The sequence below is a fragment of the Roseomonas genomospecies 6 genome, from assembly GCF_008365375.1.
In the GTDB taxonomy this organism is placed as follows: domain Bacteria; phylum Pseudomonadota; class Alphaproteobacteria; order Azospirillales; family Azospirillaceae; genus Azospirillum.
In genome coordinates this window covers 1-16085 of the sequence record NZ_QOKW01000054.1, presented here as the reverse complement: position 1 = coordinate 16085, position 16085 = coordinate 1, and the positions used below count along the sequence as shown (strand labels likewise).

Annotated in this window: 10 protein-coding genes; 7 read left to right on the top strand and 3 right to left on the bottom strand. The window is 62.5% G+C overall.

What is annotated here, in order from left to right:
• Nucleotides 1-323 precede the first annotated feature (323 nt).
• From DS843_RS30225 to DS843_RS30220, 3 genes are all read left to right on the top strand, one after another.
• Nucleotides 324-3107: a UvrD-helicase domain-containing protein gene (locus DS843_RS30225; protein WP_149472519.1), complete on the top strand. Its 2784-nt coding sequence runs from the start codon at nucleotides 324-326 to the stop codon at nucleotides 3105-3107.
• 101 nt (nucleotides 3108-3208) lie between these two features.
• The gene (tnpA, locus tag DS843_RS32140) at nucleotides 3209-3523 is read left to right on the top strand and encodes an IS66 family insertion sequence element accessory protein TnpA (protein WP_408902100.1); all 315 of its coding nucleotides are present in this window, start codon (nucleotides 3209-3211) and stop codon (nucleotides 3521-3523) included.
• 96 nt (nucleotides 3524-3619) lie between these two features.
• Entirely contained in the window at nucleotides 3620-4741 is a 1122-nt protein-coding gene (locus DS843_RS30220; RefSeq protein ID WP_149472518.1) for a hypothetical protein, read from the top strand.
• A gap of 164 nt (nucleotides 4742-4905) precedes the next feature.
• Here the strand turns inward: DS843_RS30220 and DS843_RS30215 are convergent, their stop codons facing one another.
• Nucleotides 4906-5709: an IS5 family transposase gene (locus DS843_RS30215; protein WP_149472517.1), complete on the bottom strand. Its 804-nt coding sequence runs from the start codon at nucleotides 5707-5709 to the stop codon at nucleotides 4906-4908.
• Nucleotides 5710-5983: 274 nt separating this feature from the next.
• Here DS843_RS30215 and DS843_RS30210 point away from each other — a divergent pair, with 274 nt between their 5' ends.
• Nucleotides 5984-7060 carry an IS5 family transposase gene (locus tag DS843_RS30210; RefSeq protein ID WP_149472516.1) on the top strand — a complete coding sequence of 359 codons (1077 nt, stop codon included), beginning with the start codon at nucleotides 5984-5986 and terminating at the stop codon, nucleotides 7058-7060.
• 350 nt (nucleotides 7061-7410) lie between these two features.
• Here the strand turns inward: DS843_RS30210 and DS843_RS30205 are convergent, their stop codons facing one another.
• On the bottom strand, nucleotides 7411-8133 hold the full coding sequence (locus DS843_RS30205) for a hypothetical protein (RefSeq protein ID WP_149472515.1): 723 nt from the start codon (nucleotides 8131-8133) through the stop codon (nucleotides 7411-7413).
• 328 nt (nucleotides 8134-8461) lie between these two features.
• Nucleotides 8462-11437 (bottom strand): Tn3 family transposase, encoded by a 2976-nt coding sequence (locus tag DS843_RS30200; protein WP_149472514.1) that lies wholly within the window; start codon nucleotides 11435-11437, stop codon nucleotides 8462-8464.
• Nucleotides 11438-11532: 95 nt separating this feature from the next.
• Between DS843_RS30200 and DS843_RS30195 the strand changes: the two genes are divergently transcribed.
• Genes DS843_RS30195 through DS843_RS30185 form a run of 3 tightly spaced genes read left to right on the top strand, consistent with a single transcriptional unit; the run spans nucleotide 11533 to nucleotide 16003 of the window.
• Nucleotides 11533-12159 (top strand): recombinase family protein, encoded by a 627-nt coding sequence (locus DS843_RS30195; protein WP_149472513.1) that lies wholly within the window; start codon nucleotides 11533-11535, stop codon nucleotides 12157-12159.
• A complete protein-coding gene (locus tag DS843_RS30190; RefSeq protein ID WP_149472512.1) occupies nucleotides 12156-15143 on the top strand; it encodes a cation-transporting P-type ATPase in 2988 nt (995 codons plus the stop codon). Before DS843_RS30195 ends, DS843_RS30190 begins: the two co-directional genes overlap by 4 nt.
• Nucleotides 15143-16003 (top strand): universal stress protein, encoded by an 861-nt coding sequence (locus DS843_RS30185; protein ID WP_149472511.1) that lies wholly within the window; start codon nucleotides 15143-15145, stop codon nucleotides 16001-16003. The genes DS843_RS30190 and DS843_RS30185 overlap by 1 nt, the downstream gene beginning before the upstream one ends.
• Nucleotides 16004-16085: the final 82 nt, after the last annotated feature.

Genomic DNA, 16085 nt, shown 5'->3' with positions numbered 1-16085 from the left:
CAAACCCACCAACATCAGACCGCCGCCGTCAGCGGCGGTCTGATGGCGCACGTCCTTGCAACCCCAAGCTGACCATCGCCGTTCAGCGGACAGGCTGCGAGTCACCCTGGTGCATAAAGGCGGCTAGAATTCCGTTGATATCCTTTCTTCGGAGTTCGCGGTGATGCGTGGTATGACTGCCTGTGCCGTTGGTTCCTGTCTAGATTTCCTCGGCTTCGCTCTCGCGCTTGCAGACCTTTATCTATTGTGATTTCGAGCCCGCCACGGAAGATCGAAACATTGGCTCTCCACATTTTTCTGGCAAGTCCATCGTAGGTCAAAAAATGATAAAGGAATGGGCTCCCTCTCCGTTGGGTCGAATCTTAACAAGATCGCCGAAATGGCGCCTGCTCCGAAAAGGCCTTGATCTGTCGTTGACAGCTGCCGGCCAATCCCACTGGATCGATGTTGAGGATGAAACCTCATACCAAGTGCATCAAGGCTTCTTCTGGACGGACATTACCCTCCATCCAGGGCGCACCAACGAGGTGAAGGTCGATGGCTTGCCGAATGCCCAAGGAGTGAACTTGATCGCGGCCTTGAAGGCCATACTGACCGAGAAGCGAATCCGTGAGGATGTGGAGTTTCTTCAACGCGCTCACCAGGCCATGTCGGATTGGCTTCGTCAGAAGCTAGCCCAAGAGAACGCAGCGAAAGCGGAGCGTCGATGGTTCACCCACGAGATGCAGACGGCCTTGGAAGCGGCCCGTCCGATGATTGACGTCTCATCCGTCCGTGCGCGGCTGAAGAAGCCAAATGTGCGAACGCAGTTGGACCAAGAAACGGCGGCCTTGGAGGTATCCCTGACCCTGTGGGAAGCCGATCACCGGGCCTTCTGGAGCACCCTCAACGCCCACCACACCGAGCGCGAACTGGAGGCCTGCAAGGATCTGTTCGACCGTGTGGAGAGCAAGCCGTTGACCGATGAGCAATCCCGGGCGGTGATCTGCTTCGACAACCGAGTGCAGGTCGTGGCCTCAGCCGGGTCAGGCAAAACGTCCACCATGGTGGCCAAGGCCGCCTATGCGATCCACCGGGGCTTCGTGGCGCCAGAGCGCATCATCCTGCTGGCTTTCAACAAGAAGGCGGCGGAAGAACTCAAGGAGCGTGCCGCAAAATCGTTCGAGCGCCTGGGCATGGAGGGCGTCGAAGTGGAGGCCTCCACGTTCCATGCGCTGGGCCTTCGGATCATTGGTAAAGCCACGGGAGAGAAGCCGGACATCCCGGACTGGGCCACTGATACCGTCGGCGGATTTCGCAAGCTGATGGATATCGTTGACCAACTCAAAGATCGCTCTCCCACCTTTCGCACGCAGTGGGACCTCTTTCGGTTTGTCTTCGGTCGGGATCTGCCGGCGTTTGGGGCAGCTGCTGCTGCGGACGTCTGGGATGATCAGGGCAACGGGCGCATCCTCACGACCAATGGAGAGCGCGTTCGCAGCCAGGAAGAGGCAATGATCGCCAATTGGCTTTTCTTAAACGGTGTGGAATACGTTTACGAGGGACACTACCGTTTCAAGACCGCCGACGAAGAACACCGCCAATACCGCCCGGATTTCTACTACCCCGGCATCGATGTTTACCACGAGCACTTCGCCCTCGATGCGCAGGGAAAAGCCCCACCCAATTTCAAGGACTATCTGGACGGTGTAGCGTGGAAGCGTCAATTGCATCAGGAGCGCGGAACCGCGCTGTTCGAGACGACCTCGCACGGAATCCGTACCGGCACGGACCTCCGGCGATTGGAAGAAGAGCTGACGAGGCGCGGCATTGACCTCGACCCCAACCCGGATCGGCCGATCCCCGACGACGGTCAAAGGCCGATGGAAACCGCGGAACTGACCGGCTTGGTGCGGACGTTCATCAGCCACGCCAAGAGCAACTGCTTGACGATTCCGGCTTTGCGCCAGCGGCTGGACGCCATGCCTGAAGACACCTTCAAGCACCGCCACCGGATGTTCCTGGACATCGCTGCGCCCATCCTGGAAGCCTGGGACGCCGCGTTGGCGACGGAGAACGGCATCGACTTCGAAGACATGCTCAACCGAGCCGCCGAGCACCTGGAAAGCGGCCGCTACGAGGCGCCCTACGAGTTGGTCATGGCCGATGAATTCCAAGACGCCTCCCGCGCCCGGGCCCGCTTGTGCCGCGCCCTGGTCCAGAAGCCGGGACGGTTTCTTTTCGCCGTGGGCGATGATTGGCAGTCCATCAACCGGTTCGCCGGCGCGGACGTGTCGGTGATGACCGGTTTTCAGCAGTGGTTCGACCACGGGCAGATCCTCATGCTGGAGCAGACATTCCGCTGCCCTCAGGAACTCTGCGACGTGTCCAGCCGGTTCGTATCCAAGAACCCGGCCCAAATCAGCAAGCGGGTGCGATCGGTGACCCCAACCATGGGGCCGGTGCTCCAGGCGTTCCAGGTGGATCACAAGGACAAGCTTGCCGACGCTATAGACCAGTTCGTGGAGAAGCTGGCCCAAGGCGTTCGGGACGGCACCATTCCGCCTGGGCGCAATGGCAAGGTCTCGGTCTACGTGCTCGGCCGTTACAACGCCGATCGGCAGTACGTACCGGCCCGCAAAGCCCGATTCGAGCGCTGGGTGGAGGTGTCGTTCCTTACTATCCATCGCTCCAAGGGCAGTGAGGCCGACTACGTCATCTTGCCGGAGATGCTCAGTGTACTTCGGGGGCGAAGCTTCCCGAGCACCCGCGCTGACGATCCGGTGCTGGCCTTGGCCATGCCTGCCGGGGACAATCACCCCTTCGGCGAAGAACGACGCCTGTTCTACGTCGCCCTGACCCGGGCACGGCGCGGCGTCGTCCTGTTCACCGTGCGCGGGCAGTGCTCCATCTTCCTCCGAGAGCTTGCAGCCGACGGCGCTGTGGCGATCACCGACACCGATGGGAAGGCCGTCTGCGAGGAGGGTTGCCCCTGGTGCAAACAGGGGGTTCTGGTCTTGCGGACCGGCCCCTATGGCGAGTTCCGTTCCTGCTCGAACTTTCCCGCCTGCAGATACAAGCCCAAGAAAAGAACGTACCGGTCACCATTTAATGAGGCGCCGCGTTGACGCCCTTGCCGGGCGGCAAGGGCGTTGTTTGTGTATCGGCGTGCAATTCCGGCCAGGAGAGATATGGCGGATCAATGGGATAGCGGGCCGATCGGCACCCAATGTGGACGCCGATCCACAGCCGCTGGAGCTACGAGGACCACATTCACGTCCTACCGCCCACTGACCTGCAGCAGCCGGCTCCCCTTCCCAAAACGCCCGAACCAGTATCTGCGGCCGAACTGCCAACCACCACGGCAGATCGCCGTCCTGCAACGTCGGACCGCCACCATGTCAAGGCGTGGCGCGCCAGCGGCCTATCGCGAGCCGACTACTGCCGCCGCCACGCCCTCAATCCAAACACCTTCAATCGTTGGGTGGACTGCCGACGCCCCAGCCTCCGGCCCAACTACCACAATGTTCAAGGCGCTCCTTAACGACACGGTATTGGGGCTAGGCACCCCGCCGATGGTTCTATACACTTGATTGAATTCAAGGCACTGAAAATACAAGTGGAACATACGGAGGTCATAATGAGCCAAGGCGAGGCTAACAAGCTTTGTATTGAAGCCATTCGATTAATTGAATTGGCGTACAGTTTGGATGAATCTGGCGCCAAACTAAGAAACCTCAAGAAGGCACAAATGATGCTCAATGAAATTGTGGAGCATCATGCGGACTCTGATTTAGCTGTAAAACTCTCTCTCGGACTGCCTTTGGGGGAGCTTAGTTTATTAAAATTGAAGAAAGACATTGCGGAAGCAAGCGATGCTGTTGACAAGGATAATGCACATAGAGAGGCGCAGGAAGCTAAAATCCGAGCCTGCGTAACGTTGCAACCATTGCACCCTGCTGCTCAAAAACTTAGAGAGGCAGCATCATCGTACTCTGTGACATCATTAATCGGCCTTGGTGACTCGATAAACCACGCCAAGAAATATTTAGAAAGAATAAATGGGACCGAAGACTATTCTGTAACAATAAAGGAAGCCGAAAAAATTGCTCATGAGTTTGCTCAGTCTCAAGGCAATCAAATCTCTTGGATAGGGTTCATCTATTTATCACTGGCCGGGAAAGTTGGACTTGCATGTGAAATTGCATCATCGGTGAGAGAATTGGTCAAAAGGGAAAGTGCTTACTTTGGTGTTATTTGCGGTTTTCACGAACGGACAGTCAGCCAAATCAGCAGCGATGACGCAAAACTGTTTCTCGCAGCGTACCGAGAGAGGCAGCAGGCATCAGCTAAGATGCCGCCTGATTACGTGCGTAGCCTACCAAGGCCCATCGCCGACTGCCCAAATTATCTGGGGTGTCACTATTCTGAAGCTAATAGGATACATGACGATCTGATCTATGGCGCTAAATCTCTGGCCAGCAAAATAACAGACGCAGAGGATCTGGCGGTTTCGTTGCTCCAAGAGATCAATATAGCGGAGGATTTCTCCAGAGAAGCTCCTACCTGCAAATCCGGCTTTTTCAGCAAGAAGTTTATTGTCAAAAATATGGAGTTTAAGAGTGAAGATGCGGCAAACGCATATATCAGAGATTGGGCGAGGTTGGCTGCCGAAAAGAAGGAGAAGTACGTAAATTTGTTAGTGGAAATAAAAACGATGAGACGTGACCTTGAAGGGCTGTCAGAATTCACTCGATTATGAGTTATTGTGCAGCCACTTGCTCCGCTTGAGCAAATCACAAATAGTTGAGGCGCGGCGCCGCCCGCCTCGCGCCCTCTTGACTTCCCCATGCTCAGCCCATCAGCGCTATCTGCTGGTGTCCGGCACCCGGCAGCTTGGATCTCCAAGATGATGAGCGACTCTTGCTAGGTTTTGTCGCCAAAGCTGCGTAGCCAGACCATGACGGAAGCGATCTGGACGAAGGCAAGGTAGTGGGCGTCGAGCTTGTCGTAGCGGGTCGCCACGCGACGGAACTGCTTCAGCTTTCCGACCAGACGCTCAACGAGGTTCCGCCGCCGGTATGCCGCGCGGTCGAAGTCTGGATTCCTCGGCTGGTCGGCGCGACTGGGAATGATCGGCACGATGCGCTTGCGGCGCAACACGTCGAGCAGCCAAGCGGCCGAGTACGCCTTGTCGGCGATCACCGCATCAGGTTTCCAGCGCGGGCGCCCACGTTTTCCGCTGCGCAAGGCGCCTTGCTCGAACAGTGGGCCGACGCCCAGCAGGTCGTGGCGTTCGCCACCGGTGAGATGCAGCGCCACCGGCCGTCCCTCGGCGTCGGCACGCAGGTGCAGCTTGGTCGAAAAGCCACCGCGCGAGCGGCCAAGCGCCTGCTCGCCCGAAGTATGACGTGCCCCGGCGGCATGGGCGTGGGCGCGGATCACACTGCTGTCGAGCAGGTGCGCATCCCAGCCCGCGTTCGGTGCCATGGCGCGCAACTCTGCAACGATGCGGCCCCAGATCCCGGCAGCCGTCCAGCGCTGCAGGCGACGCCACGCGGTGCGCCAGTTCATCACATCCTCAGGCAGGTCACGCCAGGGCGCCCCGGTGCGGGCCAGCCAGAGGACTGCTTCGAGAAAGCATCGGTGATCGAGCGAGGGCCGCCCGGTCCTGGGCTTCTGGGGCGGAAGCAGGGGCAACAGCCGACGCCACATCGCGTCGGTCAACATGGTTCTGATCGGCACTCGGACCAAATGCGATCAGATCGGCTCTGCGCAAGTCCCTTTGGCGACAGAACCTAGCACCAGTCAAATCAATCGAAATTAATTGACTCAAAGCAACCTCTGCATTCAAGGCAAAAGTGCAGATGGAAATTTTCTGCCTTTCGTAACGCAGCGGCGCCATCATGCGTAGCGCTTAGCAGGACGCGGAATAAAGGGCTGTGCCTGGTTGGCCGTCCGTGATTCTCTCTGGTTGTTGAGAATACGACTGGCGATGGGGACGATGCGGGGTTCGGACGAACGCAGCGAGGGTCTGTTCAGCTACGTGAGCTGTGAGGCGCGGGTTCCGGCCAATCACCCGCTGCGCCCGATCCGGGCCATCGTGGACGAAGCGCTGGAGGTGATATCGCCAGCCTTCGAGGGGCTGTACTCCAAGATCGGGCGGCCCTCGATCCCGCCGGAAAAGCTGCTGCGGGCGCTGCTGCTCCAGGCCTTCTATTCGGTGCGCTCGGAACGCCAGCTGATGGAGCAGCTCGATTACAACCTGCTGTTCCGCTGGTTCGTGGGCCTGTCGATGGACGCCCCGGTGTGGGACGTGACGGTGTTCACCAAGAACCGGGAGCGGCTTCTGGCCGGCGACGTGGCGGCCAAGTTCTTGGCCACCGTGCTGGGCCAGCCGAAGGTCAAGGCGCTGCTGTCGGACGAGCACTTCTCGGTGGACGGCACGCTGATCGAAGCTTGGGCCAGCGTGAAGAGCTTCCGGCCCAAGGACGGCAGTGGCGAGCCGCCGGGACCGGGACGCAACGGCGAACGCGACTTTCATGGTGAGAAGCGGTCCAACGAGACCCATGCCTCGACCAGCGATCCCGAGGCGCGGCTGTACCGCAAGGGCAACGGACAGCCGGCCAAGCTGGCCTTCATGGGGCACGCGCTGATGGAGAACCGCCACGCCCTGGTGATCGATGTCCGGCTGACGGCGGCCACCGGCCTGGCCGAGCGCGAGGCGGCGGTCGCCATGGTCGAGGCGATCCCCGGCCGCCACCGCATCACGGTGGGCGCCGACAAGGCTTACGACACCAAGGATTTCGTGGCAAACATGCGCGAATTGGGCGCCGCCCCGCACGTCGCGCAGAACACCAGCAACCGCCGCTCGGCCATTGACCGCCGGACCACCCGCCACCCCGGCTACGCCGTCAGTCTTCGAATTCGCAAGCGCATCGAGGAGGTCTTCGGTTGGATCAAGGGAGCCGGGCTGCGCAAAACGCGTCATCGCGGTACGGCCCGTGTCGGCTGGATGTTCACCTTGACCGCCGCCGCCTACAACCTGATCCGCCTGCCCAAGCTGCTGGCCGCCGCGTAAAGTACGCCCGGAGTCCGCCTGGATGGCGGCTCCGGGAGCCTCGGAGCGAGACAAAAGCGCTCCATCTCGACCAAAACGGGCGTGAAAAACGCTCTTTTCAAGCCTCAGCGAAGGCAAGAGCGATGCACAGGCCCGTTTTTCCGCGTCCTGCTAAGACGGGATGAGGAGATTGGCATCAGAAAGGCATCAGACGCGACGCCAGATGCACCGACCGGATGGTCGTCCCCCGCTCAAACGCCCGAGACGTTTCGCGTCCAATGCGAACGATGGAACAGCTTGCCAAGAAACACAAGAGTTGCGAAAGGACCATCCCCGAAAAACTCTTCGGCGCGACATAAATGCGATCATGATTATCGAGGTGCGACGCCCTTCTTCGGGATGATGTTCCAGTCGTCAAGCATTTGATCCATTGATCGGTTTTTTCTCCACCATTGACCGCCAGGATTGTACATCGGGTAGGCCCATGCATGGTCGTCAAGGCACACGCCACCCCGTCGCCAGACGGGCGCGACCGCTCTTCCAAAATTCCCACCTTTGGCGTCTTCCCGGAAACGCTGGGCCTCATGGTTCTGGCGGTAGGCCAGGAGCACGCCATAGAAGGCGTAGGGGCCGAGTGAGACCACCTTGGACGGGCTGACCGGGGCGAGCGTGCGCATCAGGTGTTCTGAGCAATTTTTGGCCCTCTCCCAGTGGGAGCCGTCGTCGTCATGTTCGTCCTTCTGCATGCACAAAACGGCGTTCGTGACGAACACCTCGTCCATGCCTTCCTTGCTTTCAGACGGCAGGCTGATGCGGTAGCCGCGGGAAGCCAGTAATGGCACAAGGTTGTGGGTACCCGGGTTGGAGTCCGAGTCTTGTCCTCGTTGATTCCGGAACTGCTTCACCGTCCCCCAATATTCGCCGACGACCGCGATATCCGAGTCCAGGTTCCCTTGCCACATGGTCCAGGTGTGGACGCCGTCGCAGTCGTAAATGCCGCCGTCGATGTCCCGCGGGTGTTCCAGCGCGATGCCCTGATCCATGCATTTTCGGCAGGCGATACGCTTCTCTGCTGCCAAGTCGAGTAGCCCCATCCCCTGCCTCCCCTGATGCCGGCCGCAAGCCGCTCGTCAGGGTAGATGTTCGCGGCATTCTGGCCAACCTGTCCGATGGAGTTGGCCGATGCCGCAGCCAGAATGATGACGCACACGAAAAAGCCTGGAGGACCGGAACTGAACCGCCCCGGGTTTGCCGGAGGCCCCATTTCCTGAGAAACTGGAGTCATCATGACGAAGCAGGCATTACCCAAATACGTCTCTGAAGTCCGCGAGCACAGCCGCCGATGATCTCAAGCAGCTACACCTACCGGGGGCACGCCATAGGACGGACGAAAATATACGTTAAGCGGACAAAGCCGGAACATCATGCGGCCAGGAGTTCAGTTGGCGCGCGCAATGGGCGATAGCCGACCGTGCTTGGCACACGGTTCGCGCTCCAGAGATAGTCGCCGGTCAGGTTGATGTGTTGCCATCCAAGCGGCGCGAGATGGCTCAGCAACCCGTCGGGAATGTGCTCGCCCCCGGCGCGCAGGGCATTGATGGCCCGCTCCATGTAGACGGTGTTCCAGAGGATGATTGCGGCCACGACCAGGTTGAGGCCGCCGGCGCGGTGCTGCTGGTTCTCCGGCGTCCGGTCAGGGATGCGCCCAAGGCGGTGAAAGCACACGGCGCGGGCGAGCCCGTTACGGGACTCCCCCTTGTTCAACACAGCTGTGGCTTGGCGGCGAAGTGCAGGATTTTGCAGCCATTCCAAGGTGAAAGCTGTTCGTTCAATGCGCCCCACCTCCCGCAACGCCAAAGCCAGCCCGTTCTGCCGTGGGTAGGAGCCCAAGCGTTTCAGCATCAGCGAGGCCGGCACGGCGCCGGTCCGGATCGAGGTGGCCAACCGCAGCACGTCGTCCCAGTGCGCCTGGATCAGCGCTTCGTCGATCCGCCCGGCGATGAACGGCTCCAGGCGCGGCCAAGCCGCCGCCGGCCCGAAGGTGTAAAGGCGCCGGTCGTGCAGGTTCGGAATGCGCGGTGCGAAGCGGAATCCCAGAAGATGGCATAACGCGAAGACATGGTCCGAGACTCCGCCGCCATCGACATGATGGACGGCGATCCCGGCATCCGTGCCATGGTAGAGCAGGCCGTCGATGACGTGAGCCGCCTCGCTCTCGGCCACCGAGATGGCCTTGGTGTGGTAGGGCGCGTAGCGGTCGGAGATGTGGGTGTAGAAGGAGATCGCCGGGCCGGTCCCTTTGTGCGGGTTGACGGCCCCGGTCACCTCGCCCCGCCCGCCGAGCGGGAAGTGCTGACCATCGGAACTGGACGCCGTTCCGCTGCCGAAGCGGGCGGCCAGGGGTTGCGCCTGCTGAGCCGCCACGATCCGGACCAGAGCCCGGCCATAGGCATCCTCGCTGACGTGCCACCCCGCCGTCCAGGCCAGCTGCTTGTAGCTGGCGACGCTGCACGCCTCGGCCATGCGCGTCAGGCCAAGGTTGGTGGCGTCGGCCAGCACGGCGGTCAGGACCACGCGGCGGTCCTCGGCCGGGAGGCCGGTGCGCAGATGCGTGAAACAGTCAGCGATGCCGGTCCACTCGGCGACCTCATCAAGGAGATCGGTGATCCGCACCCGCGGCATTCGTGCGTAGACCCGGTCGGCCAGCCGTTCCGCTTCCTCCGGCGTCGCCGCTTGCAGCGGGGAAATCTTGAGGGTATCGCCACTGAGGCGGACATCCACAAGCTGGTCTTGGGCGGCCTTCTCACAGACCGCTCGCAGCCGCGCGTCCAGCAGGTCCTTGCGGTCCTGGAGGTAGAGTGCGGCGTTGCTCGGCACGCCCACCGGAAGCGGACCGGCCGCCTTCATCTCGGCGAACAGCGGTTTCGAAATGAGCTGGTCCTCCACGGCCCGGTACTGCCGGCTGCCGACTACCCAGACGTCGCCGGCGCGCAGCCGGTCCCGAAGCTCCGCGAAGAGGCACAGCTCGTAGGCTTGGCCGTCGATGGTGCCGTCGCGGAAGACGGCGGGCCGCCAGCTCCGTCGGATGAAGCCGGTCGGGAGGTCCTTGGGCAGGGTTCGCCGGGTGCCGGCATAGAAGGTGCGCAGCGTCGCAACCGCGCGGAGCAGCCCGGTCACGGCGGCGATGCCCTGGAATTCGAAGGCGTCCAGGAACAGCGGGCCGACCCGCCGCAGCAGGGCATGGTTTGCTTCGGCGAGCGCGAGGTAGTCCAGACCGTCGTCCTTGATCAGCCCCTTGGCCTCCGCGACGACCTCGGCGAACCGGTCCCAGGGGATGACCTTATCCACCGCGGCGAAGGCGTCAGCCCCGGTTTCCCTGGCTTCGAACAGCGCGTCACCGAGTTTGGTCAGCAGGCGCACCTTGTCATTCAGGGACCGGGCGTTGGTCTGCAGATTGGCGGAAGCGCGCCGCTCGGCCCGCCGGAACATCCGCCCGATCAGCCGGTCGAAGAGACCGATGGCCTCGTCGGTGAGGCGGGTGATCGTGTCGAGCACTGTCACGATCAGGACAGCATGCCGGCGGAGCGGGCCGAGCGCCCGGAGATGCTGGGCGGTCAAGCGGCTTCCCTCGCGGGCGAGTTGCCGGACCCGGTCGGCGTGGATGCCGTCGGTCGCCGTGGGGGTGATCCCCACCTGCCGCAGATGCCGGAGCTGATCGATCAGGCGCGTCATGGACCGATGACCGGGCGCGCCGGGCGACTGGCGGGCCCAGGCCAGGGAGCTGACCGCGGTTCCGGGATGGTTGTCGAGCAGCGCGTCCAACGCGGTGCGCTTTTCAGGAGACAAGGTGCCGCTCAGCTTGGCGGCGGCATGGCGTTCCGCCTGCAGGAGAGCGGTGGCCACCATGCGCTCGACGGTGGTGGGTCCCGGCGCGGCGATGCGGTGGCGCCGCAACTCCGCCATCAGCGCTTCGGCGACATGGATCGCGCTGACCGTCGCCAGGGCGATCGGCACCAGCCACGTTGAGAGTTCCCGGTGATCGGGTTGGGTGAAGGTGCGGAATCCGAAGGCGTCGCGCAGCGCGTCCAGTTGATCGTAACGGGTCGGTGCGCGGGTCGCATAGTCGGCGAGGGCACCCGGGTCGATGTCCAACTGCTCCGCCACGAATGTGACGATCATCAGCGGGATCAGTTCGCCGGGCCGGATCAGCCGACCGGGAAAGCGCAGGGCGCAGAGCTGCAGGGCGAAGCCCAGACGGTTGTGTGGCCGGCGGCGCCGGGCGATGACCGCCAGATCGTCGGGGCCGAGGGTGTAGTGGCGGATGAGGTCGGCCTCGGCGGTGGGCAGGGCAAACAGGGCGGTGATCTGAGCGTCGGTGAAGACGCGACGGCGCGGCATGGAGGAGCTGTCCCAGTTGGAGTATAGTCTATTTTCGGTGACGACGACCCTAGCCGGGACGCGGGTTTGCCGGGCATGAATCCGGGAGGGTTCAAGTGGGACAGCGCGCCGCGCTCTATTGTCGAGTCTCCACTGCTGACCAGTCCTGCGCGCGCCAGGAACACGACCTACTCGCCTTCGCCGCCCGCGCCGGCTACGAGGTGATGGGCGTTTTCAAGGAAACCGGTTCCGGGGTGAAGCTCGACCGCGTCGAACGCCGCAAGGTCATGGCCCTCGCCCAGGCTCGGCACATCGACGTCGTCCTGGTGACGGAACTGTCGCGCTGGGGCCGCGGCACCCTCGACCTGCTGGAGACCTTGCGCGAGTTGGAAGCTCGGGGGGTGTCGGTGATCGCGCTGAGCGGCATGACCTTCGACTTGGCGAGCGCCGCCGGCCGTATGATGGCCACTGTGCTCGCCGGCATTGCCGAGTTCGAGCGTGACCTGCTGCGCGAACGGGTGCGATCCGGCCTCGCCGCGGCCCAGGCTCGCGGCAAGAAACTCGGCCGACAACCTGGGCAGCGGCCAAAGTCGGACCGGCTGACACCCAAAGTTCTGGAGTTGGCCGCTGCGGGTCGCAGCTACCGTCTGATTGGGCGGGAACTGGGACTCAGCAAGAACACGGTTGCAGCTATCATCAAGCGCTCACGCATGACGATGCCAAGCCCAGGAGAGCCGCAATGAATGGAGATCTCCGACCGGCAACATGGCGCAGAAAAATCCTTGAGATCGCTTCGCTTGACCAGCGCAACGGGCCGGATACCAAACGCACATTTCAGGCTGATTCTACGGGCGATCAAGGAACTTCGCTCAACTCTTCGGACGAGCGGCATATATTGTGGCATGTGCTGGACTGCGAGACCGTCCAGCAACGTTTGCAATCAGGACCAAACGGCCTTGGTAAAACAGAAGCGGCTCGACGGCTGAGCCGGTATGGCCCTAATCGTCTGGCCCCGCCCAAACGCCGGGGGCCCTTGCTACGCCTGTTGATGCAATTTCACAACATCCTGCTCTACGTGATGATGGGAGCGGCCGGCATCACCGCCTTGCTCGGCCACTGGGTGGATACAGGGGTGCTGCTGGCCGCCGTGGTCATCAACGCGCTCATTGGATTCCTCCAGGAAGGAAAGGCCGAGGCCGCTCTCGACGCCATCCGGGCCATGCTGTCCCCTCACGCCACAGTCACCCGTGACGGTGCCCGGAGCGAGATCGACGCCGCGGAACTGGTCCCGGGCGATCTCGTCCTGTTGTCCTCCGGGGATCGCGTCCCGGCCGATCTGCGCCTGGTCTCGGTGAAGGAGCTGCGCGTCGAGGAGGCCGCACTGACCGGCGAGGCGCTGCCGGTGGAGAAGAGCACGCAGGCGATGGCCCGCGATGCCCCGCTGGGTGACCGCTATGGGATGGCCTATTCGGGAACGCTGGTCGTGCATGGGCAGGGCACGGGCATCGTCGTGTGCACCGGCAGCGCCACCGAACTGGGAAACATCAACCGGATGCTGGCCGGCATCCGAACCCTGACCACGCCCCTCCTGCGCCAGATCGACCGCTTCGGGCGCATGCTCGCATTGGCAATCCTGGCCATGGCCGTCATGACCTTCCTGGGCGGTACGCTGTGGCGCGGCCATGCGCCCGCGGAGATGTTCATGATGGTCGTGGCCCTGGCGGCCTCGGCGATCCCGGAGGGTTTGCCGGCGATCATGACCGTCACGCTGGCCCTTGGCGTTCAACGCATGGCGCGTCACAACGCGATCGTCCGGCGCCTGCCCGCCGTCGAGACACTGGGGTCGGTGACGGTCATCTGTTCCGACAAGACCGGCACATTGACGCGCAACGAGATGACCATCCAGCGCATGGTCTGCGGCGGTCATGTGTTCGATGTCGGCGGTGTCGGCTATGCCCCGGTCGGAGACGTCAGCATCGATGGGCGCCTCATCGACATCGGCCATTATCCCGCGCTCAGCCAGGCGATCCGCGCCGGCGTGCTGTGCAACGACGCCCGCCTGCGCGAAGAAGATGGGACATGGCTGGTTGAGGGCGATCCGACCGAAGGCGCCCTGCTCGTCCTCGGTGCGAAGACGGGCCTCGCCCAGAAGGCGACGGAGGCGGCATGGCCCCGGATCGACTCGATTCCGTTCGAATCGGAGCGCCGCTTCATGGCCACGCACCACCGCGACGCGAACGGCGCGTCATGGATCGTGGTCAAGGGCGCCCCCGAGCGCATCCTCGACATGTGCGCGCGGGAACTGACCCACGGTGGCGAGCGTCCGCTCGACATCGACCATTGGCGCCGCATGGCCACGGACACTGGGGCCCAGGGACTGCGCTTGCTCGCGCTCGCCTATCGGCGAGGCGGTCCCGTGGCGGATCGCCTGAACATTGCGGATGTGGAAGGTGGCTACACCATGCTGGCCCTCGCCGGCATCGTCGATCCTCCACGCGAGGAAGCGATCCAGGCGATCCGGGAATGCCATCGCGCCGGCATCCGGGTGAAAATGATCACCGGCGATCATGGGGAGACGGCCCGTGCCATCGGTGCGCAATTGGGCATCGGCATGAACAAGCCGGATGTGACCGGTGCCGAGATCGCACTGATGGACGATGCCGCGCTGCGCCGTGTGGCGATGGAGATCGACGTCTTTGCGCGGACCAGTCCGGAACACAAGCTGCGTCTCGTCCAAGCACTGCAGGATGACGGCCAAGTGGTTGCCATGACCGGCGACGGGGTGAATGATGCCCCGGCGCTCAAGCGCGCCGACGTCGGCGTGGCCATGGGATTGAAGGGTACGGAGACGGCCAAGGAAGCCTCCGACATTGTGCTGGCCGATGACAACTTCGCGACGATCGCCCGGGCCGTGCGTGAGGGACGAGCCGTCTACGACAACCTGAAGAAATTCATCCTCTTCATGCTTCCGACGAACGGTGGCGAGGCGCTGGTGGTGATCGCCGCGATCCTGTTCGAACTTACGCTGCCGCTCACCCCGGCGCAGGTGTTGTGGATCAACATGGTCACCTCCAGCACTCTGGGACTGGCCCTGGCCTTCGAGCCGGCGGAGCGCGACATCATGACGAGGCCCCCCCGGCCACCGGGCGACGCCCTGCTGTCCGGCTTCTTCGTCTGGCGCGTCCTGATGGTGTCGGTCCTGATGATGACCGGCGCGCTCGGCCTGTTCCTCTGGGAGCTTGCCTCCGGCACAGGCATCGAGACCGCGCGCACAATGGCGGTCAATGCCGTCGTGGCCGCCGAGATGTTCTACCTGTTCAACAGCCGCTCCATCACCGCTCCGGTGACGACCCGCGAGGGGCTGACCGGAAATCCGTATGTTCTGATGGCGGTGGCCGCCTGCATTCCTCTGCAACTCGCCTTCACGCACCTCCCAGCCATGCAAGGCATCTTTGGATCGGCCGACTTGTCGGCTTTCGAATGGCTCAAGGTCGTCGGCGCCGGTCTGATGGTGTTCGTCCTGGCGGAGGTTGAGAAGACGATTATCCGGCGAACTGGAAGAAGCCGCTTTGCGCGGCCGCTACAAGGCGCTCCCGACACCATGGTCGCTCCTCAAGGCCGGATCGACACAATACATCTCCCGGCCGATACGCGAAGCTCAACCGCTGCGATCGAAAAGGAGCCACCTCACCGTTCTCTTCGTCCTGTCGATGACAAAGGTGCGTAATGAAACATCTGCTCGTCGCCTCGGATTTGTCGCACCGGAGTGAGATGGCCATTGCCCAGGCTTTCTTTCTCGCCCGGCGTTTCAATGCGTCATTGACCGTGCTTCACATTGTCGATGATGAACTGCCCGCTACGGTTTTCAATGCTACCCGAAGTCAAGCTGAGAGCAACCTGCGAGCCACCGTGGAGGGAATGATCGGCGCCGAGACAATGCGCATTTCTGTACGTGTCATTGGCGGATTGGACTTCCAGTCCATCCTAGACGTGACGGAAGAAGAGGATGCGTCTTTGATCATACTGGGTGCACATCGGCGCAGCCTTCTGAAGGACGTGTTGACCGGGACCACGGTGGAGCGGGTCATCCGCAACGCGAGCACGCCGGTGCTGGTGGTCAAACGTCCGACCTGCGGGAGTTACGTCTGCACATTGGCCGCCGTGGAGCTTGTAGAGGAGGCGGCCAGTGTGTTCCGGTACGCCCATCTGATGGCGGATGGTCAGTCGCTTTACGCCGTACATGTGCTCAACGACCTCGTTACGCTCCAGATGAAGGCGGCGGGATGCGGGACAGCAGCGGTCGAGGATCATCAAGCACGCATCTGCCAACGCTGTGAGTCGGCTCTGCGAGGCGTTGCCCGGCGGGCCAAGGTGCCGCTGGAAGGTTGGCTGCCGGTTGTCCATTGGGGGAGTGACCCTGCCTCAGAAATCCTGGTGGCCGCCGAAACGTTCGGCGCGGAATTGGGCGTCGTTGGCACCCGAACTCGGGACAAGGGCCTGATTGAGCGCGGATTGTTCGGCAGCATCGCCGAACGACTTCTGCTAGCCGCCTTTATGCACCAGGGTGACTCGCAGCCTGTCCGCTGAACGGCGATGGTCAGCTTGGGGTTGCAAGGACGTGCGCCATCAGACCGCCGCTGACGGCGGCGGTCTGATGTTGGTGGGTTTG

Bases quoted from the DNA above. Each gene is read 5' to 3' on its own strand.
- DS843_RS30190 (WP_149472512.1), top strand. From the start codon at position 12,156: ATGAATGGAGATCTCCGACCGGCAACATGGCGCAGAAAAATCCTTGAG.
- tnpA (WP_408902100.1), top strand. From the start codon at position 3,209: ATGTGGACGCCGATCCACAGCCGCTGGAGCTACGAGGACCACATTCAC.
- DS843_RS30200 (WP_149472514.1), bottom strand. From the start codon at position 11,437: ATGCCGCGCCGTCGCGTCTTCACCGACGCTCAGATCACCGCCCTGTTT.
- DS843_RS30215 (WP_149472517.1), bottom strand. From the start codon at position 5,709: ATGTTGACCGACGCGATGTGGCGTCGGCTGTTGCCCCTGCTTCCGCCC.
- DS843_RS30205 (WP_149472515.1), bottom strand. From the start codon at position 8,133: ATGGGGCTACTCGACTTGGCAGCAGAGAAGCGTATCGCCTGCCGAAAA.
- DS843_RS30225 (WP_149472519.1), top strand. From the start codon at position 324: ATGATAAAGGAATGGGCTCCCTCTCCGTTGGGTCGAATCTTAACAAGA.
- DS843_RS30220 (WP_149472518.1), top strand. From the start codon at position 3,620: ATGAGCCAAGGCGAGGCTAACAAGCTTTGTATTGAAGCCATTCGATTA.
- DS843_RS30185 (WP_149472511.1), top strand. From the start codon at position 15,143: ATGAAACATCTGCTCGTCGCCTCGGATTTGTCGCACCGGAGTGAGATG.
- DS843_RS30210 (WP_149472516.1), top strand. From the start codon at position 5,984: ATGCGGGGTTCGGACGAACGCAGCGAGGGTCTGTTCAGCTACGTGAGC.